Here is an 18602-nt window from a genome sequence, read left to right as displayed (position 1 = left end):
GCACTTCCTCGGTCTGTGTCCTCACAGACCGAAATACTGTTTAATGAAACGAATATGCAGAATAAGCTCAAAATAGGACTACTACTTGATAATTTATCTGTACCTGCATGGGCTTGGGAGATGGTGAAAGTAATTATCCATCAAAACCTGGCAGATGTCAGGTTTATTGTTTTAAACCAAAAACCAAAACCTTCGGGAAAAAAATCACCTTTACTATACCGAGTGTTTTCCAAAATTGAGAGGACAGTTTTCAAGACAATTCCAAATGCTTTTGAGAGGAAAAATATTCTGGAAATCGAGAATTTTAAACCTAAGGTAATCAAGGTTAATCCCGTCCAAAAGAAATTTTCAGATTCCTTTGAAAACCAAGATTTAGAAGAAATCAAGGAGCAAGAGCCAGATGTTTTGATTCGTTTGGGATTCAGGGTTTTGAAGGGAGAGCTTTTGGATATTCCGAAATTGGGGATTTGGTCCTATCATCATGGAGATAATTTGGTCAATAAAGGTGGACCTCCTTGTTTTTGGGAAGTAATGTTGGGCTGGAATGAAACGGGTTCGGTTTTACAGATTTTGACTGATAAATTGGATGCAGGAAATGTGATCTACAGATCATTGAGTAGGACGGATCCACTTTCTGTTCATAGAAATGCGAATAAGGTATATTGGAAAAGTTTGTTTTTTATTCCAAGGCAGTTGACGAGGATAAATTCCATTGGTGTTTTGGCTTGGAGAGAAGAAGTGAAGAAGAAAGCGCTTAGCATCGCTCCTTCAAATCCAGAGTTATTTAAACCTCCTGGGAATTTGAGGATGATCAGTTTGTTTTTTTCTTGGTCAAAAAGAAACGTTTATAGAAAATTCCATGAGTTTTTCAATAAAGAAGTTTGGGAGATATGGTTAAGTAAAAAAGATTCAGGTAAAAAAGTTAAAATATCAAATCCTGAGGGCAATTATCTTGCTGATCCATTTTTGATCGAAAAAGAGGGAGGTGCATGGCTTTTTGCAGAGCAATATTGCTACAAAAAGAATAAAGGAAGCATAGCAATAGCCAAAATTGAAAATGATAAAGTAAGTGGTTTCCAAACAATAATAGAAGAAGCTTATCACCTTTCATATCCATTTGTATGGGAGGAGAATGGAACGTTTTGGATGTACGTAGAAAGTGCCGCAAAAGCAGGATTGAGATTATATAAAGCTGAAAAATCCCCCTATGATTGGAAATTGTTTAATGAAAAGATGCTAGATCAAAAGCTTTATGATCCTACAATTTGCAAAAAAGATGGTTTGTATTGGTTATTTGCTAACCAAAAAGCACATCCTTCTACTTCATCTTTTGATGAATTGTATCTTTACTACTCGGAAGATTTTGTGAATGGAAACTGGATATCACACCCTCAAAATCCAATAGTTTCTGATGTGAAGTCGAGTAGGCCAGCTGGTGCTTTGTTTGAGAAAGATGGGGACTGGTACAGACCTGCACAAGATTCAGCCAAGCATTATGGACATAGAGTCAAGATTCAAAAAATTATCAAATGGAATATTTTTGAATATGAGGAAGTAACAACAGAAGTCGTAGAGGCTGATTGGCAAAAAGACTTGAAAGGTACCCACACCATCAATAGAAGTGAAAATTTTTTGGTAACAGATTCTTTCAGAAGATAGATGAAAATAATCCAACTCGTCACTTCCCGCAAATCAAGAGGAGCAGAGATCTCTGCACAAAGATTGTCCGAAAAGTTAATTCAGCGAGGACATCAAGTTTGGTTTGTAGGGTTGTATGAACATCCTGAAAATCTAAGTATAGAAGGTGGAGTCAATCTGGATTTGACAGAAAAAAAATCAAGGTTTGATGTAAAATTGATTTTTAGCCTAAAGAAGTTGATAAAAGAAATCAAGCCAGACATTGTACAAGCCAATGGCTCGGATACTTTCAAGTACGCATCTTTGGCAATGACAGGAAGCAACAGATCGAAACTTATTTACCGTAACATTTCTATTTTCTCTTATTGGATCAATGAAAGACCTTTGATCAAGTGGATTTATGGTTTATTGGCAAAGCGGATTGATCATTTTGTGTCAGTAGGTCAGTATGCTTCGGCAGACTTGCAACAAACCTTACAACTATCCACCAAGAAGTGCTCGATCATAAAAAGAGGGTTTGATACGGCTATTTTCAACAAGGAAAACTCAAGGCATCAGTTGATTGGAAAATGGGGACTTTCTAACGATGATTTTATAATTGTCCAGGTTGGAAGTTTGAGTTTGGAGAAAAATGTAACCTTCAGTTTGGACGTTTTGGCTGAATTAAAGAAAGAGCTTCCGCAAGTCAAGTTGCTTTTGGTAGGGGAAGGGCCACAAGAAGCTGTTTTAAGGTCAAAAAGTGAAACTTTGGCGATAAGTGGACAAGTTATCTTTTGTGGTTACCAGAAGGAAGTAAGAGAGATCCTTGCTGGAGCAGATTTGCTTTTATTGACATCATTGGTAGAAGGTGTGCCGGGAGTAGTAGTAGAAGCGGCTATTCAAGAAACCCCAACAGTAGCAATAAAAATCCCTGGCACAGAGGAGTTGATTTCAGATGGGAGTTCAGGAGTATTGATCGATAGTTATGACACAAACCAGTTTGCAGACAAAATCCTCAGTCTTCAAAGAGATGATTTAATTAGGCAGAAACTTGCAAATCAAGCAAGGAGGCAGGCAATTCAAGCCCATGACGAAGCAGTCAACACCAAACAATTTGAGGAGCTGTATGAGAGATTGGTTAATTAGCCTCTGAGTAAGAAACTGCATTTACTCCGACGTTTTAACCTCGGTTTGTGTCCCCACAGCCCGAAATGTTGTTTAGCGTTAAGCATGAATGTTCTGTGAGGACACAGAACATGGGGCTGTGAGGACACGGAACATGGGTTTGGGAAACTTGATTAGATTGGATTTTCCTTGCTCTTACCGATCATTTCCCACATGTTATAGAGACTATTAGTTTTGTTGTGCAAGGAATCAAATCAAAAGTTTAAAACTTACTTTCCTTGTGGGTGATATACCTACCCGAGCCTTTTTGGATTCAAAGTTAAAAAGTGCTAAATGTTTATGATTACAATGAAAACAACTTATATTTATAACAATTTATTATTTTTGAGACTTGACCTTTGTCCAATATAAGGAGAATTTACAATATGAAGTTGCCTAGTAAAATATCACCAGATAGAATCAAGGACTCTATAATTGAAGTGAGATATTCCTCCAAACTTCCTTTTGATATTTTGTTGGGGATTTTTTTCGAATCATTGGATGACGACTATACATATGCAAATAGACCGAATTTGCACAGTACTCCATTTGTCTTAGAAAGTAATGTAAAACTATCTATTAGTGGAAGTGCATTGTTTTTTAATAAGAAGATAAAGATTGAATTCTTGCCAAATATTATGGTTTTCAATTGCCTAGAATCTTATTTGGGGTGGGAAGAGTATTTTGACGAAGTGAAAAAGGTTCTCGTGCAAATAAATAATACAAAAAGAATTGAAAGTTATCTTAGGATAGGTTTACGTTACATTAGTGAATATCCCAATATGGATATACATGATATCACCAAATTTAGTTTTTCCTTTGGAATGCCAAAAATCCAATCTGAAAACTTTATATTCAGGTCTGAGTTTTTTGAGAATAATTTTATTATAGTTTTGAATTTAGCAAATAATCTAAATTTGATAGGGTCAGACAACATTGTTTCAAAGATTTCAAATATCGATATTGATGTTATTAGAGATGTAAATATTTCCGATTTAGATGAATTACTCCAAATCATTTCAAATGCACATTCTGAAGAAAAAAAAGTGTTTTTCGATATTTTGAATGAACGTTTTTTGAATGAATTAAAACCTATTTATTGAATTAAATGTTTAATCAATTATGTCGACTATGAAAAATACAATTAACAAAATAAGTTCTATAAATAAGAGCATTTTTTCTTTTGGAAGCAACGCTGATAGCTATTCAACAGGAGCTTATATTTATAATCAAGGTTCTGTTAATACCCCATTCTTTCATAGTGCCAAAATAAAACAGATTCATAATTCTATTTCTGATGAAGGAATCAAGCGTAGTCATCTCAATAAAAAATTTATAAAATATTATACGGATTTCAAAGAGCAGTTTGAAAAACATATTGAATCCTTCAGCGAAATTGAGTTTGAATTTGCCCAAGAAGAAATGACAAAGTCTTTGAATTTTTTACTGACTTTTGATCCTGATAAAATGTCATTGGAATTAACCTTTGATTGTTGTATTTATTACACGTTTCTAAAAGGAAATTATACAGTATATATTAGTCATTTTTTAGATTTGGAGGAATATGATTATGAGGAGATAACCTTTGCAGTGTTCAATAATGATGATAAATTGCCAAGTTTTGCAGGTGATTTTGAGTCATTTAAAATAGCCTTTTCCAATTTGATGGTTTATAAACCTGAATTAGAATTTCACTATTGATGAATTTATATCCAACAGAAATTTTACCTTGTTCTAAATTCAAGAGGATTTCTTGTGATCTATCCCCATATTATCTGATCAGGTATACTTCGGAAAAGGAAAACCTTGTAAATGCAGATACGGGTAAGTTAAAAGTAGAAACTATTTGCAGCCCGAGAGAGCACATTGAAGATTTGTCTACAAGTTTACTCGGTTCTTATACTTACAAGCATATTCAAATAGAACTAACAACTTTGGGAAAAGAGAGTTATGCAAAATACTGTAGTCCTGATTTTGAAGTTGATCCTGTTCCAATTTTTGAGACCCATTTTACTTTAGACTCAGAAAGAGGTTTTTGGAAGGTATTGATTGGTAAAATAGAAAACCAAATTGCAGATTTTTCTATGGGAAATAATTTTGAACTTTTTCGAGCTCAATGCAAAATCCTTCATACACCAATGAGGTGGAATTATTGGCATTTTTCTGTTAGGTGGTTCTTGATTGAAAAGGGAATGTATTTGTATGAAATTCATGATGAAAGAGAACGAAAAAGGTTTAAAAAGAAGTTGGCCAATGAAGCCAGAGCATTGATTGCCCAATATGCAAGAGTTGAAAAATGCAACTACCCGATTCTTCCTACCGATAAATACCTCTTGTAATGTTTTGTGGGAACGCAGAACATGGATTGAGGCAGGAGGATATAAAGGTTTAGTTGCAAACTAAACCTAGTCGGTTGGAGTCTAAATACAATTTCGGTTTGAGTCCCTTCAACCTCGGTTTGTGTCCTCACAGACCGAAACTCCTACTGGATTTTCACAGCTTCCCCTCGGGCTTTGTCCCCACAGCCCGAAAACCATATTTTGTCTAACAGATCTTTAAATCCAAAATCCCTAACAATTCCATAATAAATTCCTAACCAAAACCAGGTTGAGAGCGGGTAAATTGCAGCATGAAAAATCTCCTGAAAATATTCATTCTGTGCATATGGATACAGCAATTGACTTTTGTCACTGCTGCAGCGCAGCAAGCTTTTCTCCAAAATGGTGTGACTGCACACCGGGGAAATTCTTCGGAGTTTCCGGAAAACTCCATGCCTGCTTTTGTTAGTGCTTTGGAATTGGGAGTTGATTGGATTGAATTGGATGTGTTTCTTTCTGCTGATGGCAAGGTGGTGGTCACGCACGACAAGAATCTCAAGAGAGTTTCGGGAGTGGATATGGAGATAGCGGCACATACTTTTGATGAAATAGCATCTGTTGATATCGCTTGGGAATTTAGAAACAGACATCAGCTTTCTTTGGAAGAATCGCCCAAGTTGACAGTGCCACTTTTGGAAGATGTGCTACAATTGATTGTTTCACAATCGAAAACCAGACTTTCCATCCAACCAAAGATGGATTGTGTGGATGAAGTATTTGAGCTGATTGACAAATATCAGGCAGCAGCTTGGGTAGGTTTTAATGATGCCAACCTTGAGTTGATGAAAAAAGTGAAATCGAAAAATTCTTCAGTTCCTGTTTTTTGGGATAGGCTTCCAGATACAGCGATTGACAAAGATATTGAGACTGCGAAAGCATTTGGGTTTGAGGCTTTGGTTATCCATTATTCCGGAATTACCGCAGAAAAGGTAGCCAAGGTAAAGGCAACCGGTATGGAAATAGGGGCATGGACAGTGAATGATATAGGAGTGATGGAGTCACTGTTGGAGTTGGGAGTGGAACGAATCTATACCGATTACCCAAATGAATTACTCAAATTGAAAAGGAAAGATTAGAGATAAAGGTTTCGTTGTTATCCTCGGTTTGTGTCCTCACATACCGAAACTGCTACTGAGTCTTCACAACTAACTTAAACCCCTTTACTTACATAGAATGTTCTGTGGGGCCACATAACATGGTGGTTTTTATGCCTCGGTTTGTGTCTTCACAGACCGAATTAGTTTTGGAATGATTCATACATTATTCAATGCCGTTTAGATAAGACCTGCCAGGTTTCTTATTAAATTAGAACAGGTCTCTTGTTTGGCAGGGAAAACCAATAAAAGATTTAAATCTGGCAGGTCTGGTTTCTTAACTAATCGACATAGAAACATAATTGTATAAATTTTAACAATTAAATTCTCAGATATTTTGTATTTTTACATAACTTGATTTTTATTGAATATGGATTGTATGTCAAATAGGGTTAAAATAGAAAAAGCGTATTTTCAAGTGAGGGATTTTTCTTTTCACGAGAAAAAATCACCTCTTTTGGAAGAGGAAAAGATAAATTCGCTTTTGGATAAAATATTAGACTTTAAGAAAACCCTTTATGCAAAAACCGAGAAGCTTTGGAATATAATTGAAGGGTTTGAATCATTGACATGGTTTGATAATCTTGATGAGGAAAGTTTAATGCTAATGAATGATTTGATTTCATCAGCTAAAGACTTAAGGATGACTTTGATTCGTCAATATTTATTGATGGATAGTTTAAGAAAAAAAAGTGTTGCAAAAGATGAGATCAAAGCGTTTAAAGAAGCTTTAGACGAATTAAAAGTAGCATGTGAGGACTTGGAATCAGTATTTTTTTTCCTTCCTGAAATGCCAGGGTTTGTCGAAACCACTAAAAAACTGTCCTTAGTCTAAGACCATGAACCTGTATTGTTTGGAAGATTTTAAGATAGAATTTGAAAAATTAAAATCAAAAAACTCGTATAAAACAATTGAACAAGAAGCTATACGCTATTTTTTCGGGAAATCAACTCAAGAGCTTCTCTCAGGAACAAGGCTTAATAACAGTAATGAAACACCATACCTCAATAAAAGAGTAGGAGGTCGTGGTGGTTTTAGGTTTTACTATCTTTTGATTATAAAGAATAATTCACTTTACCTGATGTTTGTCCATGCTAAATCAGGAGCTTGGGGTAGTGAAAATATTACAGATGAATCTAAAGCTTTCCTATACAAAAAAGTATTGCGGTGTATTGAAACTAAAAATCTTTATAGTCTCAGTCTAAGTGAGAATATGGATAAAATTGTTTTTGATAAACTTTAAAAAAAGATCGTCATAAGTGAATGTTCTGTGGTGACATAGAAGAACATGGATTGTAGCAGGAGGATACTAAGGTTTAGTTGCAAACTAAACCCAGACAGTTGGGGTCTATAAATACAATTTCTTTTAAAAAGTATTCATTCGAGTTTAGCAGCAGTAAATATTCTGACTCAAAATAAAATCAAAAAATCGGCTTAATTTGCATGCTCATCGATTAAATTTCATGTATCATGTACTTACCTCGGGCTGTGTCCCCACAGCCCGAAACCCCTACTTTGTTTTCACTGCAAACTTACCCCACTTTTCTTGCATAGAATGTTCTGTGGTGAAAAAGGAGAACATGGATTGTAGCAGGAAGATATTAGGGTTTAGTTGCAAACTAAACCCAGTCAGTTGGGGTCTATAAATACAATTTCTTTCAAAAATTATTCAATCGAGTTTAACAGAAGTAAATATTTTTACTCAAAATAAAATCAAAAAATCGGCTTAATTTGCATGCTCATCGATTAAATTTTATGTATTACCTGTTCATTACTATTAGATTACAAAATGATTTAAAACCAATCACTTTGTAAACCAATAACCAATAACCAATTAACTAATAACCAATTAACCAATAACTAATCAACCAACAATCAATCAACTAATTAACCATTAACCAATCAACTACTAACCTCCTAACGATCACCCCCATGATTTCAGGTAAAATCTCACCTTCTGGTATCATTGCGGATAATTATATCAATTCATGTTTGGCGCTCTCTTTCTAATCATATTTCTATTTCTGATTACTCAGCCTTTGTTGGGTAAGATTCAGAGAGACCATCCCTATCTGAAGGTGAGTTTTATGAACAAGCTCTTTTGGTATCACATGTTTTTTGGGGGAGTATATTATACCTACACCTTATTCAATAGATCAGATTCCAAGCTATATTATTATCGGGCAAAAAACGGTTGGGACAATTGGTCTGACGCCTTCAATACAGGAACCGATTTTATGGAGTGGCTTGCCTATCCATTTGTGAATTATTTCTTTTTCAACTTTGAGATGACCATGTTTTTGTTCACCTGGTTTGGTTTTATTGGTTTTATCTATTTTTATCTTTTCTTCAAAGAGAACCTTCGCTTCAACTTAAAGATCAGAGGATATGATGTCATTACCATCATCCTTTTTCTTCCCAATATGCACTTTTGGACAGCATCTTTGGGAAAAGGAGCAGTGATTTTTGGAGGTCTGGGATTGTTGATCTATGGATTGTCCCAGCCAAGAAAGAGAATCCCACATTTGTTGATCGGTGCTTATGTTTCCTACATGGTCAGACCACATATTTTGGTTGCGGTATTGATAGGGATGGCGGTTGGATTTGTCTTGGGAAAAGAAAAAGTCCCGATTTACCAGAAAGTACTCGTTTCGGTAATTGGTTTGGTTTTCAGCATCATCATGTATGATAAGATTCTCCTCTACCTAGGCTATGATCCTAACAACTTTCTAGAGTCATTTGAAGAAGAATCAGCACTCAATGCCCACAGGCTGAGTTACTCTGCAGGTTCGGCAGTAGATATGTCCAACTACAATCTACCCATGAAGCTATTCACCTTTTGGTTTAGGCCACTTTTTATAGATTCTCCAAATTTCTTGGGGATCATTGTGTCATTTGAGAATTTGTTGTATCTCTACATGTTCACCCGTATCATCAACAAAGACTTTATCAAATACATCAAAGATGCACCAGCGATGGTCAAGATGGCAGGCGTGGTATTTATCTCCATTTCCATCTCCATGACCTTTATCATGTCCAATTTGGGGATCATTATCAGGCAAAAAAGCCAAATCATGTACTTCATGCTATTTGTGATTATTGCATTTCTCGATTGGCAAAAAACAAATAAACTCAAGAAAAGAGCCCTTATATATAACAGAATCGTCGAAGAAGAAAGAAGACGCAGGGAGGAGGTTGAAGTACAAAGTACCCAGTACGATGTGCCAAGAGGGGGGTGAGAGGATACAGGCAAGATATGAGATGTGAGACGTGAGATGTGAGACAAGATGTGAGACAAAAGATTCAAGACACGTTGTGAGACTTAATGCTTGACAAAGAAATGAGAATATGCCCTGAAAGGGCAAGTGACACTAACATTGGGTTTCAACCCAATGCAATGGTAAATGTCTGATTCACTTTTGCCCTGAAGGGGCAATTGAATACCTGAAGAGAATAAAGAGAAATCAATAAAAAAAGTGTCAACTAATTTCAGGACTAGACACTTTGCGAGAAACTTCTCTCCAAAATCTTAATCTAAAACAAACTTGAAAATACTACACTTGATAAAATCCCTTGGACGGGGAGGGGCGGAGAAATTGATTCTGGAAACAGCAGCTGTGCACCAGAAAAGTTTTGAGTTTTCATGTATCCATTTTTACCATCGTGAAGGAAATATTGTAGAGGAAATGGAGCAGATTGGGATAAATGTGAGTTTTTTACCATCATCTAACCTAGGCTTGTTTAAACAAATTTCCCTTGTTAGAAAATATGTAATTGAAAATAAGATAGACCTTATCCATGCTCATTTGCCTTGGGCTGGGATTTTGGGAAGGTTTGTGGTGAGGAAATTGGATATTCCATTGGTATATACAGAACACAATACTTGGGATAGGTATAAGAAAATCACTTATTGGGCAAATCGCTTGACATTCAAGAAACAAGATGTTGCAATTGCGGTTTCGAATGAAGTGGCACTTTCATTTCGTTTGAATAGTATTTTAAGTCCTTTCAAAATCGAAGAGAAACCTAAATTGAAATTGATACAAAATGGTGTCAATAAAGATAAGTTTGTAAGGAATACTGAGGAAGGAAGTAGAATCCGTAAGTCTCTTTCCATTCCCAAAGAAGCTTTTGTGATAGGGAATGTAGCTGTATTTCGAATGCAAAAAAGACTTTGGCTTTGGGTTGAGCAAGCCTTAGAAATATTGAAAAGTGAACCTGAAGTTCATTTTGTTCTAGTAGGAGCGGGTCCATGGCGAGAACAGATCGAAAAACAGATCGAAGAATCAGGTAAAGGAAGTAATTTTCATCTGGTAGGATTGCAGAAAGATGTTTTGCCTTTTTTATCGATGATGGATCTATTTATGATTTCTTCGGAATATGAAGGTTTGCCAGTAGCTATGCTAGAGGCTATGAGCTGCGAAATTCCTGTTGTTTCCACTGCTGCAGGAGGAATCGCTGAAGTCATTTCGCATGGCGAAGAAGGCTTTATTTGCGAAGTGGAAGAATATCAGGAATTGGCCAGATTTGCACTTAATTTGATCAATAATCCCACTACCCATCAAGAAATGTCAAAATCAGCAAGGAGAAAAGTGGTGGAGTTATTTTCTTTGCAAAAGATGGTGATGCAATTGGAGGAAGTTTATTCAGAGTTTAGGAAGACTGGGACAAAAGGATGAAGGGTGAAAGAGGAAAGACATGAGACACAAGACGTGCGATATGAGACAAAAGAGACAAAAGAGACAAAAGTTTCAAAATACAATATGCCCTGAAAGGGTAATTGACACTAACATTGGGTTTCAACCCAATGGAATAGTAAATATTTGATTCACTTTTGCCCTGAAAAGCCTGTCCCGCATCCTTATCGGGAGGCAATTGAATGTCTATCAGATATATAGAGAAATCAATAGAAAAAGTGTCAAGTATTTTCAGGACGTGACAGAAGTATAAAAATGACTCTGTTGTGTGGAATCAGTTCGAGATTTCTACCTTGCCTCCCTAAAGTGAGGTAACCTCCCTAAAGTGAGGTAAATTCGAAATGACCAATCCACTTGCTAACCCAACTTTTCAACTTTCAAACCTTCCAACCTTCCAACCCAATTTTAAAAACCCTCTAAGACAGACAAATTCTCCCAATCTTCCAATCTTCCAATTTTAAAATCCCCAATCTAAAATCCTCTCCTCCATGAACCACCCAATATTCACCATTTCTCTTGATTTCGAACTCCTCTGGGGGGTATTTGATAAGGTGAATGAGAAAATTGATAAACAATATTTTTTAAAAACCAGACAATTGATTCCGGATATTCTAAGGCTTTTTGAGAAATACAATATTGAAGCGACATGGGCAACCGTTGGGATGCTTTTTGCCGAAAATGAAGAAGAGTGGAATAGCTACCAACCTTCATTGCTGCCTTCATACAAAGATCAAAATCTTTCAGCATATCAATGGGTTAGATCAAAAAAGCTTGATTCTACCTGTCATTTTGCTCCGGAAATTATTAAGGAAATCATGACTTTTCCTGGTCAGGAGATCGGATCCCATACTTTTTCACATTATTTTACACTATCCAAAGGGCAGACACCATCGCAGTTTAGGGCAGATTTGCAAGCAGCTCAAAAGATTGCAAAAGATAAGTTTGATTTGAGTCTGAAATCCTTGGTTTTTCCAAGAAACCATATCAATCCCTTTTATATGGATATTTGTTGGGAAGAGGGATTTGAGCAAGTTCGGGTCAATCCACCAAAATGGTATTGGCAAGAAACACAGCATGAAGGATTGTTGAAAAAAGCCGTGAGGTCGCTAGATTGCTATTTTGGTTTTGGGGAAAGGTCATCTTATGATGTTGAAAAGGTAATTGTATGGCAAGAGAAGCTTAAGCTAATGCCTGCTTCTAGGATCTTGAAACCAATAAATCAAAAATTTCCATTAACCAACGCAAGGAGGATTCAAAGGATCAAAGAAGAAATGAGTTCGGCAGCCAAAAATCAAGAAGTTTATCACCTTTGGTGGCATCCCCATAATTTTGCCGTTGATCCACAGCGAGCTTTGGGGGAATTGGAATCGATTCTTGCGCATTATCTATTTTTGAAAAATAAGTATGGCATGAAATCTATGTCCATGCAGCGTTTTGGTGATTTTTTGAATAAATAGAAATTGCAATATGTTTACAAGAAATGAATTATCAATTATAAAAAAAAACTAGTGTCCCTCGTGCAACCATTGTGCTCTTGGTGGTTAGGATTTACCACGGAGTACACAAAGGATTTCACGAAGTTCACAAGAAATGAAGTATCAATTATAAAAAATCAATTCTTTGAGAATGAATAAAAAACGACCCACTGACTTTCCTTTTTTTCTGTGATTTTGTAACCCATTTTTTCTGTCAATTCCAAAAAAGCTTCCACATCTGGTCCTTCTTGCGGGTAAGCGTGTTTGTAATAATTGTATATCAGTAATCCAAAATCGTCAGGAACGAGATTTTCAAACTTTTTGATCTCTTCGATGGCAAAGAGTTTTTCTTGGTTGATGCTGTCATTTGGAAGCAGGACTTCCCTGCTAAAATGTACAAAATTGTTAACCACTAGGATTTTTTGATCAGGAGAAGCAACAGCAGTTTGAAGCTCCTGCATAAATTTTGGGTAGTTTTTCAATTGCCTTTGATATTGAAAACTCAAAATCACAGCAATCAAAAGCATGCAGCAAATCAATGATTTTTTGAGCCAAAGTTTACTTTTTCCAATAAAAATCAAAGCACAACCAAATACAATTAGAAACGCACTATTTTTATAGTCACCTACAATAAAGCCTATAGCAGCTCCGAGCAAAATCGCAATGCCAAAATAGGTGCTAGAAACATTTTTTTCTAGCCAATATTTCCATCCAAAACCAATCAAAACAGCAAGTATTGGAATCAAGATAATTAAATGTCTTGGGTTCAGATAAATGGGATTGTAAAAACCTAGGTTAGTGGTCATAAACCAAAAACCAAGCAGGAGACAAATCAATGCCAATGAATATTCAAATGCTACCTTCTGCTTTTTCACCAATCCCAAATACATTCCCGGTATCGCAAGAATTAACCAAATCCAGTACGATCTTTCGACAAATGTCACCATTGGGATGATTGTAAGCCTTTTGAGTACAGATTGCCAGCCTTTGTCATTGTAAGTGAATTCTGAAATATAGTGACCGGCGTTGACTGTGTTGATCCTGTAAAAAGCATCCCCAAATACATACCAATAATATCCTAAATACAAACTTCCCAAAATCACACTGAACAAGCCAACCCATAAATGGAATTTGACTGGTTTTCTTCCTTTCCAATCCAATAAAAATAAGATCACAGGAAATGGGAATAAGTAAATGATGGTTTCCTTGGTCATAAAACCAATTAACATTGCTAAAACCAAAATAAATGCGCTTAAAATAGGTTTTAAAGTTCTATAAATAGAAGCAAATGGAATCAAAACTATCCAAAATACAAGAAGACCATCAGGATATACTTTTGGCAGGAAATGAAGGAAATAAATGTGGGTTACAAAAAATGCTGATGCCCAGATTTGTTGTTGACGGAGTTTAAGGGATTTGATGATTACAAATAGAGAAAAAACATATGCTAAGAGAGTGGGCAGGGAGGCAAACCTGTCATTTAGACCTAATAATTTGGTCGCTAGTCCAGATAGGAAGTAAGATCCAAACCTGCTGCTAAAGTGATATGAATTCAATACATTTTCCCCATTCCAAAATGCATGCCCCGTCAGGATATAATAAATATCATCACTAAATGTAATTCCATCATAACCAAAAATCCAAAATGCTACGAGCAAACTACTTCCGATAAGCAAGATTTGATTTTGATTGGGTGTAAAACTCATGATTCAAATATACTATCAATACCTATTTGGGCAATATGAATTTAGCTTCTTTACATCTGGTTTTTTTCACTTATCTCTTGTAAAGAAAGAATCAATCTTTTTTTTGATTTTTTTATCGGGTCTCCATATTTTTTTGAATACTCAGAATTGCTGTTTATTACTGATGAAAAACATAATATTTTATATGAAATGTAGTATGGGTTTTCAACTGATTTTTAGGTTCTTTTGAGAGTGTTTTTAGGTGGAAAATGAGCCTTTGAAAATACTTTGAGATATTGTTTTATTATCTATATTTGGTTTCAAAGTACAATTACTCACCCATTCATGAAGCATTTCGCTTACACAGTTTTATTGATCCTAATAGCAAGCTCTTGCATTAGCAATAAAAGAATCACCTACCTTCAGAATTTACCAGAAAACGAAGTTATCAATCTTGATGAGTTTATTCCATATGCCAAAGTAGAGTACAAATACATCCTTCAACCATTCGATATCGTTGATATTGATTTTGCGAGTTCCAATCCTGAGCTTACAGAAGCTTTCACTTTTCAGGGAACAAGAAATATCCGAGGAGGGATGATGGGTGCAGGGGCAGGTGGAGATTTGTTTTTTTTTACAGGCTATTCCATCGATGAATCTGGCTTTATTGAATTGCCCAAACTTGGAAAAATCCAAATAGCAGGATTGAGCGAGCAGGATGCCAAAGAGAAAGTCCAGCAGGCTATTGATGCTTATTTCAAAGATGATGTTTTTGTGAAATTGAGGACAGCGGGTATCCGATACACTACTATCGGGGAGTTTGGGAGAAGTGGAACGAATGTGATATTGAGAAATAGGGCTACGATCTTTGATGCGCTTGCTGCTTCAGGTGAATCCAATATACTTGCAAAAAGGAATAAGCTGTTTATCATTCGCCAATATGATGGAGGTACCAAAATCCATCAAATCAATTTGCATGACAGGGCTTTGTTGGCATCGCCTTATTATTTTATCCAGCCAAATGACATTTTATACTTAGAGCCTATGCGAATCAGGCAGTTGGGGAATGCAGATAACTTGTCTTCAAGTCTTCAGCTGTTTGCTACATTTTTGGCCTCTGGTTTATTGATATTCGGGTTAGTTAGGGGGAATTTATAGATTATGGAAAAGTTTGATATAAACCACCTTGACAGCGAGGAGAGTGAAATGGAAATTGGCTATTTGATTTCCAAGTACTTGAGGTTTTGGCCTTGGTACTTGGTTTTTATAGTTTTTTTTCTTGTAGCTACCTTTTTTTTCCATAGATATACCGAAGACAAGTACTCCGTGTATGGGACAATGGTCATCCGAGATACTGTCAAACCAGAAACACGGATATTAGATAGGTCGGCTATTTTTTCCAACCAAAACAATCTTGACAATGAAATCCTGATGTTGTCTTCAAAAAACCTCGCTCGGGAGACTTTGTCCAAATTGCATTTTGATGTAGAGTACTTTGCAAAGACCAACATCAAAACCATTGAACTTTATAACAATACTCCTATCCATGTAGAAGTGGATTGGGACCATATGCAAATACAGGATGTTCCATTACAGCTTCACATCCTTTCTGACAAAACGTTTAAAATAGAGCCTGAAGTAGGTAGTTTCTTCGATTTTAATCCTGCATATGCACAAGTCGATGGAGCTATTTTGGGCAAAGTATTGACATTTGGGGAGGAAATCGAAAGTGTGAAGATGAAGTTTAAGGTTCACTTGATCAATCCTGGGAAAGTGGGGGATGTGGTTATTTTTACACTGAGAAGCCCTACTAGTTTGGTGGAAAAAATGACTGAAAATATCAAGATCAAACTTGTCAATTCAGGTGCTTCTGTGCTTGAGTTGAGGATGATTACGTCAGTTGTTCCCAAAGGTAGGGATTATATCAATGCCCTGATGGAATCGCATTTAGAGCAAGAGCTGAAAGAGAAAAATAGAAATACAGAAAACACCCTGAAATTTATCGAAGAGCAACTTGGCTTTTTGGAGGATTCTTTGAAAAATAAGGAGCGAGAACTCCAAAATTTCAAAGTCAAGAATAAAATGATCAATGTAAGTGAGGAATTTTCTGAAGTTTTGGGAAGAATCAACAAATTGGATGATTCGGTTCAAGAGCTTGATTTCCAAATTTCCTATTACAATTCGGTGAAGGAATACATGGAGCAAAAAACCAGTGATTTTTCCCAGATCATAGCCCCTTCGGTAGTGGGTATTCCCGATCCTTTACTCAATGGTCTTATCCAATCTTTGGTTACTTTGTCTCAGGAAAGAAGGAAATTGCTCGCATCCGTCAATGAAATTCATCCGGAAATCAAGAAAATTGATGTTCAAATGGAAAAAGTTCAGGAAGCACTGTTGGAAAATGTATTGAACTTGATCGAAAACACCAAGAAGAAAAAAGCTTTGGTATTGTCCAATATTGCGACCTATGATGAGCAGTTTTCTGGGCTTCCAGAGTCGGAGTCGGTTTATGCCAGTATTTTTAGGGAGTATCGATTGCGGGAAAACCTTTACACCTACCTTCTGGAGAAAAGAGCAGAAGCAGGAATCGCAAAAGCCTCGAATGTATCTGACAATGCGATCATGGATTATGCCCAGAAAGGCACCTTAGTGTTTCCAAAGAAGCAAAACAATTATTTGATGGCGATAGCTTTAGGCTTCTTTTTGCCTTTTGGTTTTGTAGTTCTCAGGGATGTCCTAGATAAGAGAATCAGAAACCAGCGGGATTTGAAGAAGAATTTCATGATTCCTCAACTGTCGATCATAGGCAAAAGTGACAAAGCTACAAACATGGTAGTCTTGGAGCATCCAAAATCAGCAGTAGCTGAATCTTTTCGATCCCTCAGATCTGCCATCAACTATATTGCAGCTGACAAGAATTCAAAAAAGATTTTGGTGACTTCGAGCGTTTCTGGTGAAGGGAAAACCTTTACTTCTATAAATTTGGCGGCAATTATGGCTTTGGGAGGAAAGAAAACAGTTGTTATTGATGCGGATTTGAGAAGGCCAAAAATCGCAACTTATTTTGGGCATAAAGAAAAAATTGGTCTTTCTACTTTCTTGATAGGAAAGGCTTCGATGGATGAAATCGTGGTGTCTACATCCAGTGAAAACCTCTTCTTTGTTCCGTCGGGAATCATTCCCCCAAACCCTGCTGAGCTTCTTCAAACCCAACGACTAAAAGAATTTCTAGCTTATCTTGAGGAGAATTTTGAGATGGTCGTTTTTGACACTCCTCCATTGGGATTGGTTTCCGAAACGATAGATCTTACCAGGCTTTTCGATCTGAACTTATATGTAGTTAGGCAAGATTATACACTAAAGAACCACTTGGTGATGATCAATGACCTGTTTCTCAACAAGCAAGTAAAGAATATCTACGGGGTTTTTAATGGTATTGAGGATCCAGGTTACAACTACAAGGGGTACAATTATGGGTATGGAAACGCCTATATTTATTCGCAGAATAATAAATATATGTACAATTATTATGGAGATGAAAGAAAGCCAAGCCAAGCTAAAAATTGGTTTATTAGATTCATTTCTTACTTCAAAGTGAAATAAATATTGGTAAGTTTGCAACTTATGAAAAGCAAAGTTCAGGATAATGCAATTTGGAACAGTTAGAAAATTGTTGCATCCTGTGTTGTTCTTTCTAGTTCCTTGCCTAAGTTCACTAATCCAAAAACTACCCTGATACATGATTACAGCACTAATCCCAGCTCGATTTGCTTCCACACGGTTTCCGGCTAAATTAACAAAGGAATTGTGTGGGAAATCAGTCATTCAAAGAACTTATTTAAGTACACTTGAGACTGGACTTTTTGATCAAGTGATCGTAGTGACTGACCATGAAGAGATCCAAAAGCAAATAGAAGAGGTGGGAGGGCAAGTGTTTTTTAGTACCACAGCCCATGAAAGTGGATCTGATAGGATCGCTGAGGCTGTTTGTGACATGGACACAGACATTGTCGTAAATGTGCAAGGTGACGAACCTTTCCAAGATCAAAAGTCATTGCGTGATTTGATAAGTGCTTTTGACGACCCGACAGTTCAAGTGGCATCCATGATGTTTAATATCTCCATTGAAGATGCCCAAAATCCTAATGCCGTCAAAGTGGTCATAGACCAAGACTCCAATGCAATGTATTTTAGCAGATCACCAATTCCTTATATTAGGGAAAAATCTGAGGGTTTTCAATATTGGAAACACGTAGGGATTTATGCATATAAAAAGCATGCTCTTTTACAGTTTACCAGTTGGTCAAAATCCAAATTGGAACAAATCGAGATGCTAGAGCAGCTGCGACTTTTGGAACATGGTGTGAAAATTAAGATGGTTCCCACCACCCACCAAGCCATTGCAATTGATATTCCAGAGGATCTTGAAAAAGCCATTTCCTATTTTCAAACCCATTTCCCAAACCTTTGAAAAGATGCTAATTATCAAGA

15 protein-coding genes are annotated in these 18602 nt (G+C 36.4%); 14 read left to right on the top strand and 1 reads right to left on the bottom strand.

Annotated elements, in window-relative coordinates:
• Positions 1-54: 54 nt before the first annotated feature.
• The 11 genes from MM236_RS00850 (at position 55) to MM236_RS00800 (ending at position 12408) form a co-directional block, all read left to right on the top strand.
• Entirely contained in the window at positions 55-1659 is a 1605-nt protein-coding gene (locus MM236_RS00850; RefSeq protein WP_241273029.1) for a glucosamine inositolphosphorylceramide transferase family protein, read from the top strand.
• A complete protein-coding gene (locus tag MM236_RS00845; protein WP_241273028.1) occupies positions 1660-2763 on the top strand; it encodes a glycosyltransferase family 4 protein in 1104 nt (367 codons plus the stop codon).
• A gap of 404 nt (positions 2764-3167) precedes the next feature.
• A complete protein-coding gene (locus MM236_RS00840) occupies positions 3168-3884 on the top strand; it encodes a TIGR04255 family protein (protein ID WP_241273027.1) in 717 nt (238 codons plus the stop codon).
• Positions 3885-3912: 28 nt separating this feature from the next.
• Complete coding sequence (locus MM236_RS00835) at positions 3913-4482, top strand: hypothetical protein (protein ID WP_241273026.1); 570 nt, start codon at positions 3913-3915, stop codon at positions 4480-4482.
• The gene (locus tag MM236_RS00830; RefSeq protein WP_241273025.1) at positions 4482-5120 is read left to right on the top strand and encodes a hypothetical protein; all 639 of its coding nucleotides are present in this window, start codon (positions 4482-4484) and stop codon (positions 5118-5120) included. Before MM236_RS00835 ends, MM236_RS00830 begins: the two co-directional genes overlap by 1 nt.
• A gap of 290 nt (positions 5121-5410) precedes the next feature.
• Positions 5411-6235 (top strand): glycerophosphodiester phosphodiesterase, encoded by an 825-nt coding sequence (locus tag MM236_RS00825; protein WP_241273024.1) that lies wholly within the window; start codon positions 5411-5413, stop codon positions 6233-6235.
• Positions 6236-6710: 475 nt separating this feature from the next.
• A complete protein-coding gene (locus MM236_RS00820; RefSeq protein WP_241273023.1) occupies positions 6711-7088 on the top strand; it encodes a hypothetical protein in 378 nt (125 codons plus the stop codon).
• Between the two features lie 19 nt (positions 7089-7107).
• Positions 7108-7497 carry a hypothetical protein gene (locus tag MM236_RS00815; protein WP_241273022.1) on the top strand — a complete coding sequence of 130 codons (390 nt, stop codon included), beginning with the start codon at positions 7108-7110 and terminating at the stop codon, positions 7495-7497.
• Positions 7498-8341: 844 nt separating this feature from the next.
• A complete protein-coding gene (locus MM236_RS00810; protein ID WP_241273021.1) occupies positions 8342-9493 on the top strand; it encodes a hypothetical protein in 1152 nt (383 codons plus the stop codon).
• Between the two features lie 306 nt (positions 9494-9799).
• Positions 9800-10933, top strand: coding sequence for a glycosyltransferase (locus MM236_RS00805; RefSeq protein ID WP_241273020.1), 1134 nt, complete (start codon positions 9800-9802; stop codon positions 10931-10933).
• A gap of 506 nt (positions 10934-11439) precedes the next feature.
• The gene (locus tag MM236_RS00800; RefSeq protein WP_241273019.1) at positions 11440-12408 is read left to right on the top strand and encodes a polysaccharide deacetylase family protein; all 969 of its coding nucleotides are present in this window, start codon (positions 11440-11442) and stop codon (positions 12406-12408) included.
• Positions 12409-12563: 155 nt separating this feature from the next.
• On the opposite strand, the gene MM236_RS00795 is transcribed toward MM236_RS00800, so the two are convergent.
• Complete coding sequence (locus MM236_RS00795) at positions 12564-14132, bottom strand: ArnT family glycosyltransferase (RefSeq protein WP_241273018.1); 1569 nt, start codon at positions 14130-14132, stop codon at positions 12564-12566.
• Positions 14133-14456: 324 nt separating this feature from the next.
• Here MM236_RS00795 and MM236_RS00790 point away from each other — a divergent pair, with 324 nt between their 5' ends.
• From MM236_RS00790 to kdsB, 3 genes are all read left to right on the top strand, one after another.
• The gene (locus tag MM236_RS00790) at positions 14457-15269 is read left to right on the top strand and encodes a polysaccharide biosynthesis/export family protein (RefSeq protein WP_241273017.1); all 813 of its coding nucleotides are present in this window, start codon (positions 14457-14459) and stop codon (positions 15267-15269) included.
• A gap of 3 nt (positions 15270-15272) precedes the next feature.
• Positions 15273-17714 carry a GumC family protein gene (locus tag MM236_RS00785; RefSeq protein WP_241273016.1) on the top strand — a complete coding sequence of 814 codons (2442 nt, stop codon included), beginning with the start codon at positions 15273-15275 and terminating at the stop codon, positions 17712-17714.
• A 136-nt stretch (positions 17715-17850) separates the two neighbouring features.
• The gene (kdsB, locus tag MM236_RS00780; RefSeq protein ID WP_241273015.1) at positions 17851-18582 is read left to right on the top strand and encodes a 3-deoxy-manno-octulosonate cytidylyltransferase; all 732 of its coding nucleotides are present in this window, start codon (positions 17851-17853) and stop codon (positions 18580-18582) included.
• Positions 18583-18602: the final 20 nt, after the last annotated feature.

This window comes from Belliella calami, assembly GCF_022549695.1.
GTDB classification, from domain to species: domain Bacteria; phylum Bacteroidota; class Bacteroidia; order Cytophagales; family Cyclobacteriaceae; genus Belliella; species Belliella calami.
The sequence above is the reverse complement of the archived record's forward strand: the minus strand, read 5'-3'. Positions and strand labels throughout refer to the sequence as shown.

What these genes read in the sequence shown, in the direction of transcription:
- MM236_RS00830 (WP_241273025.1), top strand. Translation starts at nt 4,482, where the DNA reads ATGAATTTATATCCAACAGAAATTTTACCTTGTTCTAAATTCAAGAGG.
- MM236_RS00790 (WP_241273017.1), top strand. Translation starts at nt 14,457, where the DNA reads ATGAAGCATTTCGCTTACACAGTTTTATTGATCCTAATAGCAAGCTCT.
- MM236_RS00795 (WP_241273018.1), bottom strand. Translation starts at nt 14,132, where the DNA reads ATGAGTTTTACACCCAATCAAAATCAAATCTTGCTTATCGGAAGTAGT.
- MM236_RS00785 (WP_241273016.1), top strand. Translation starts at nt 15,273, where the DNA reads ATGGAAAAGTTTGATATAAACCACCTTGACAGCGAGGAGAGTGAAATG.
- MM236_RS00835 (WP_241273026.1), top strand. Translation starts at nt 3,913, where the DNA reads ATGAAAAATACAATTAACAAAATAAGTTCTATAAATAAGAGCATTTTT.
- MM236_RS00845 (WP_241273028.1), top strand. Translation starts at nt 1,660, where the DNA reads ATGAAAATAATCCAACTCGTCACTTCCCGCAAATCAAGAGGAGCAGAG.
- MM236_RS00810 (WP_241273021.1), top strand. Translation starts at nt 8,342, where the DNA reads ATGAACAAGCTCTTTTGGTATCACATGTTTTTTGGGGGAGTATATTAT.
- MM236_RS00840 (WP_241273027.1), top strand. Translation starts at nt 3,168, where the DNA reads ATGAAGTTGCCTAGTAAAATATCACCAGATAGAATCAAGGACTCTATA.
- kdsB (WP_241273015.1), top strand. Translation starts at nt 17,851, where the DNA reads ATGATTACAGCACTAATCCCAGCTCGATTTGCTTCCACACGGTTTCCG.
- MM236_RS00825 (WP_241273024.1), top strand. Translation starts at nt 5,411, where the DNA reads ATGAAAAATCTCCTGAAAATATTCATTCTGTGCATATGGATACAGCAA.
- MM236_RS00800 (WP_241273019.1), top strand. Translation starts at nt 11,440, where the DNA reads ATGAACCACCCAATATTCACCATTTCTCTTGATTTCGAACTCCTCTGG.
- MM236_RS00850 (WP_241273029.1), top strand. Translation starts at nt 55, where the DNA reads ATGCAGAATAAGCTCAAAATAGGACTACTACTTGATAATTTATCTGTA.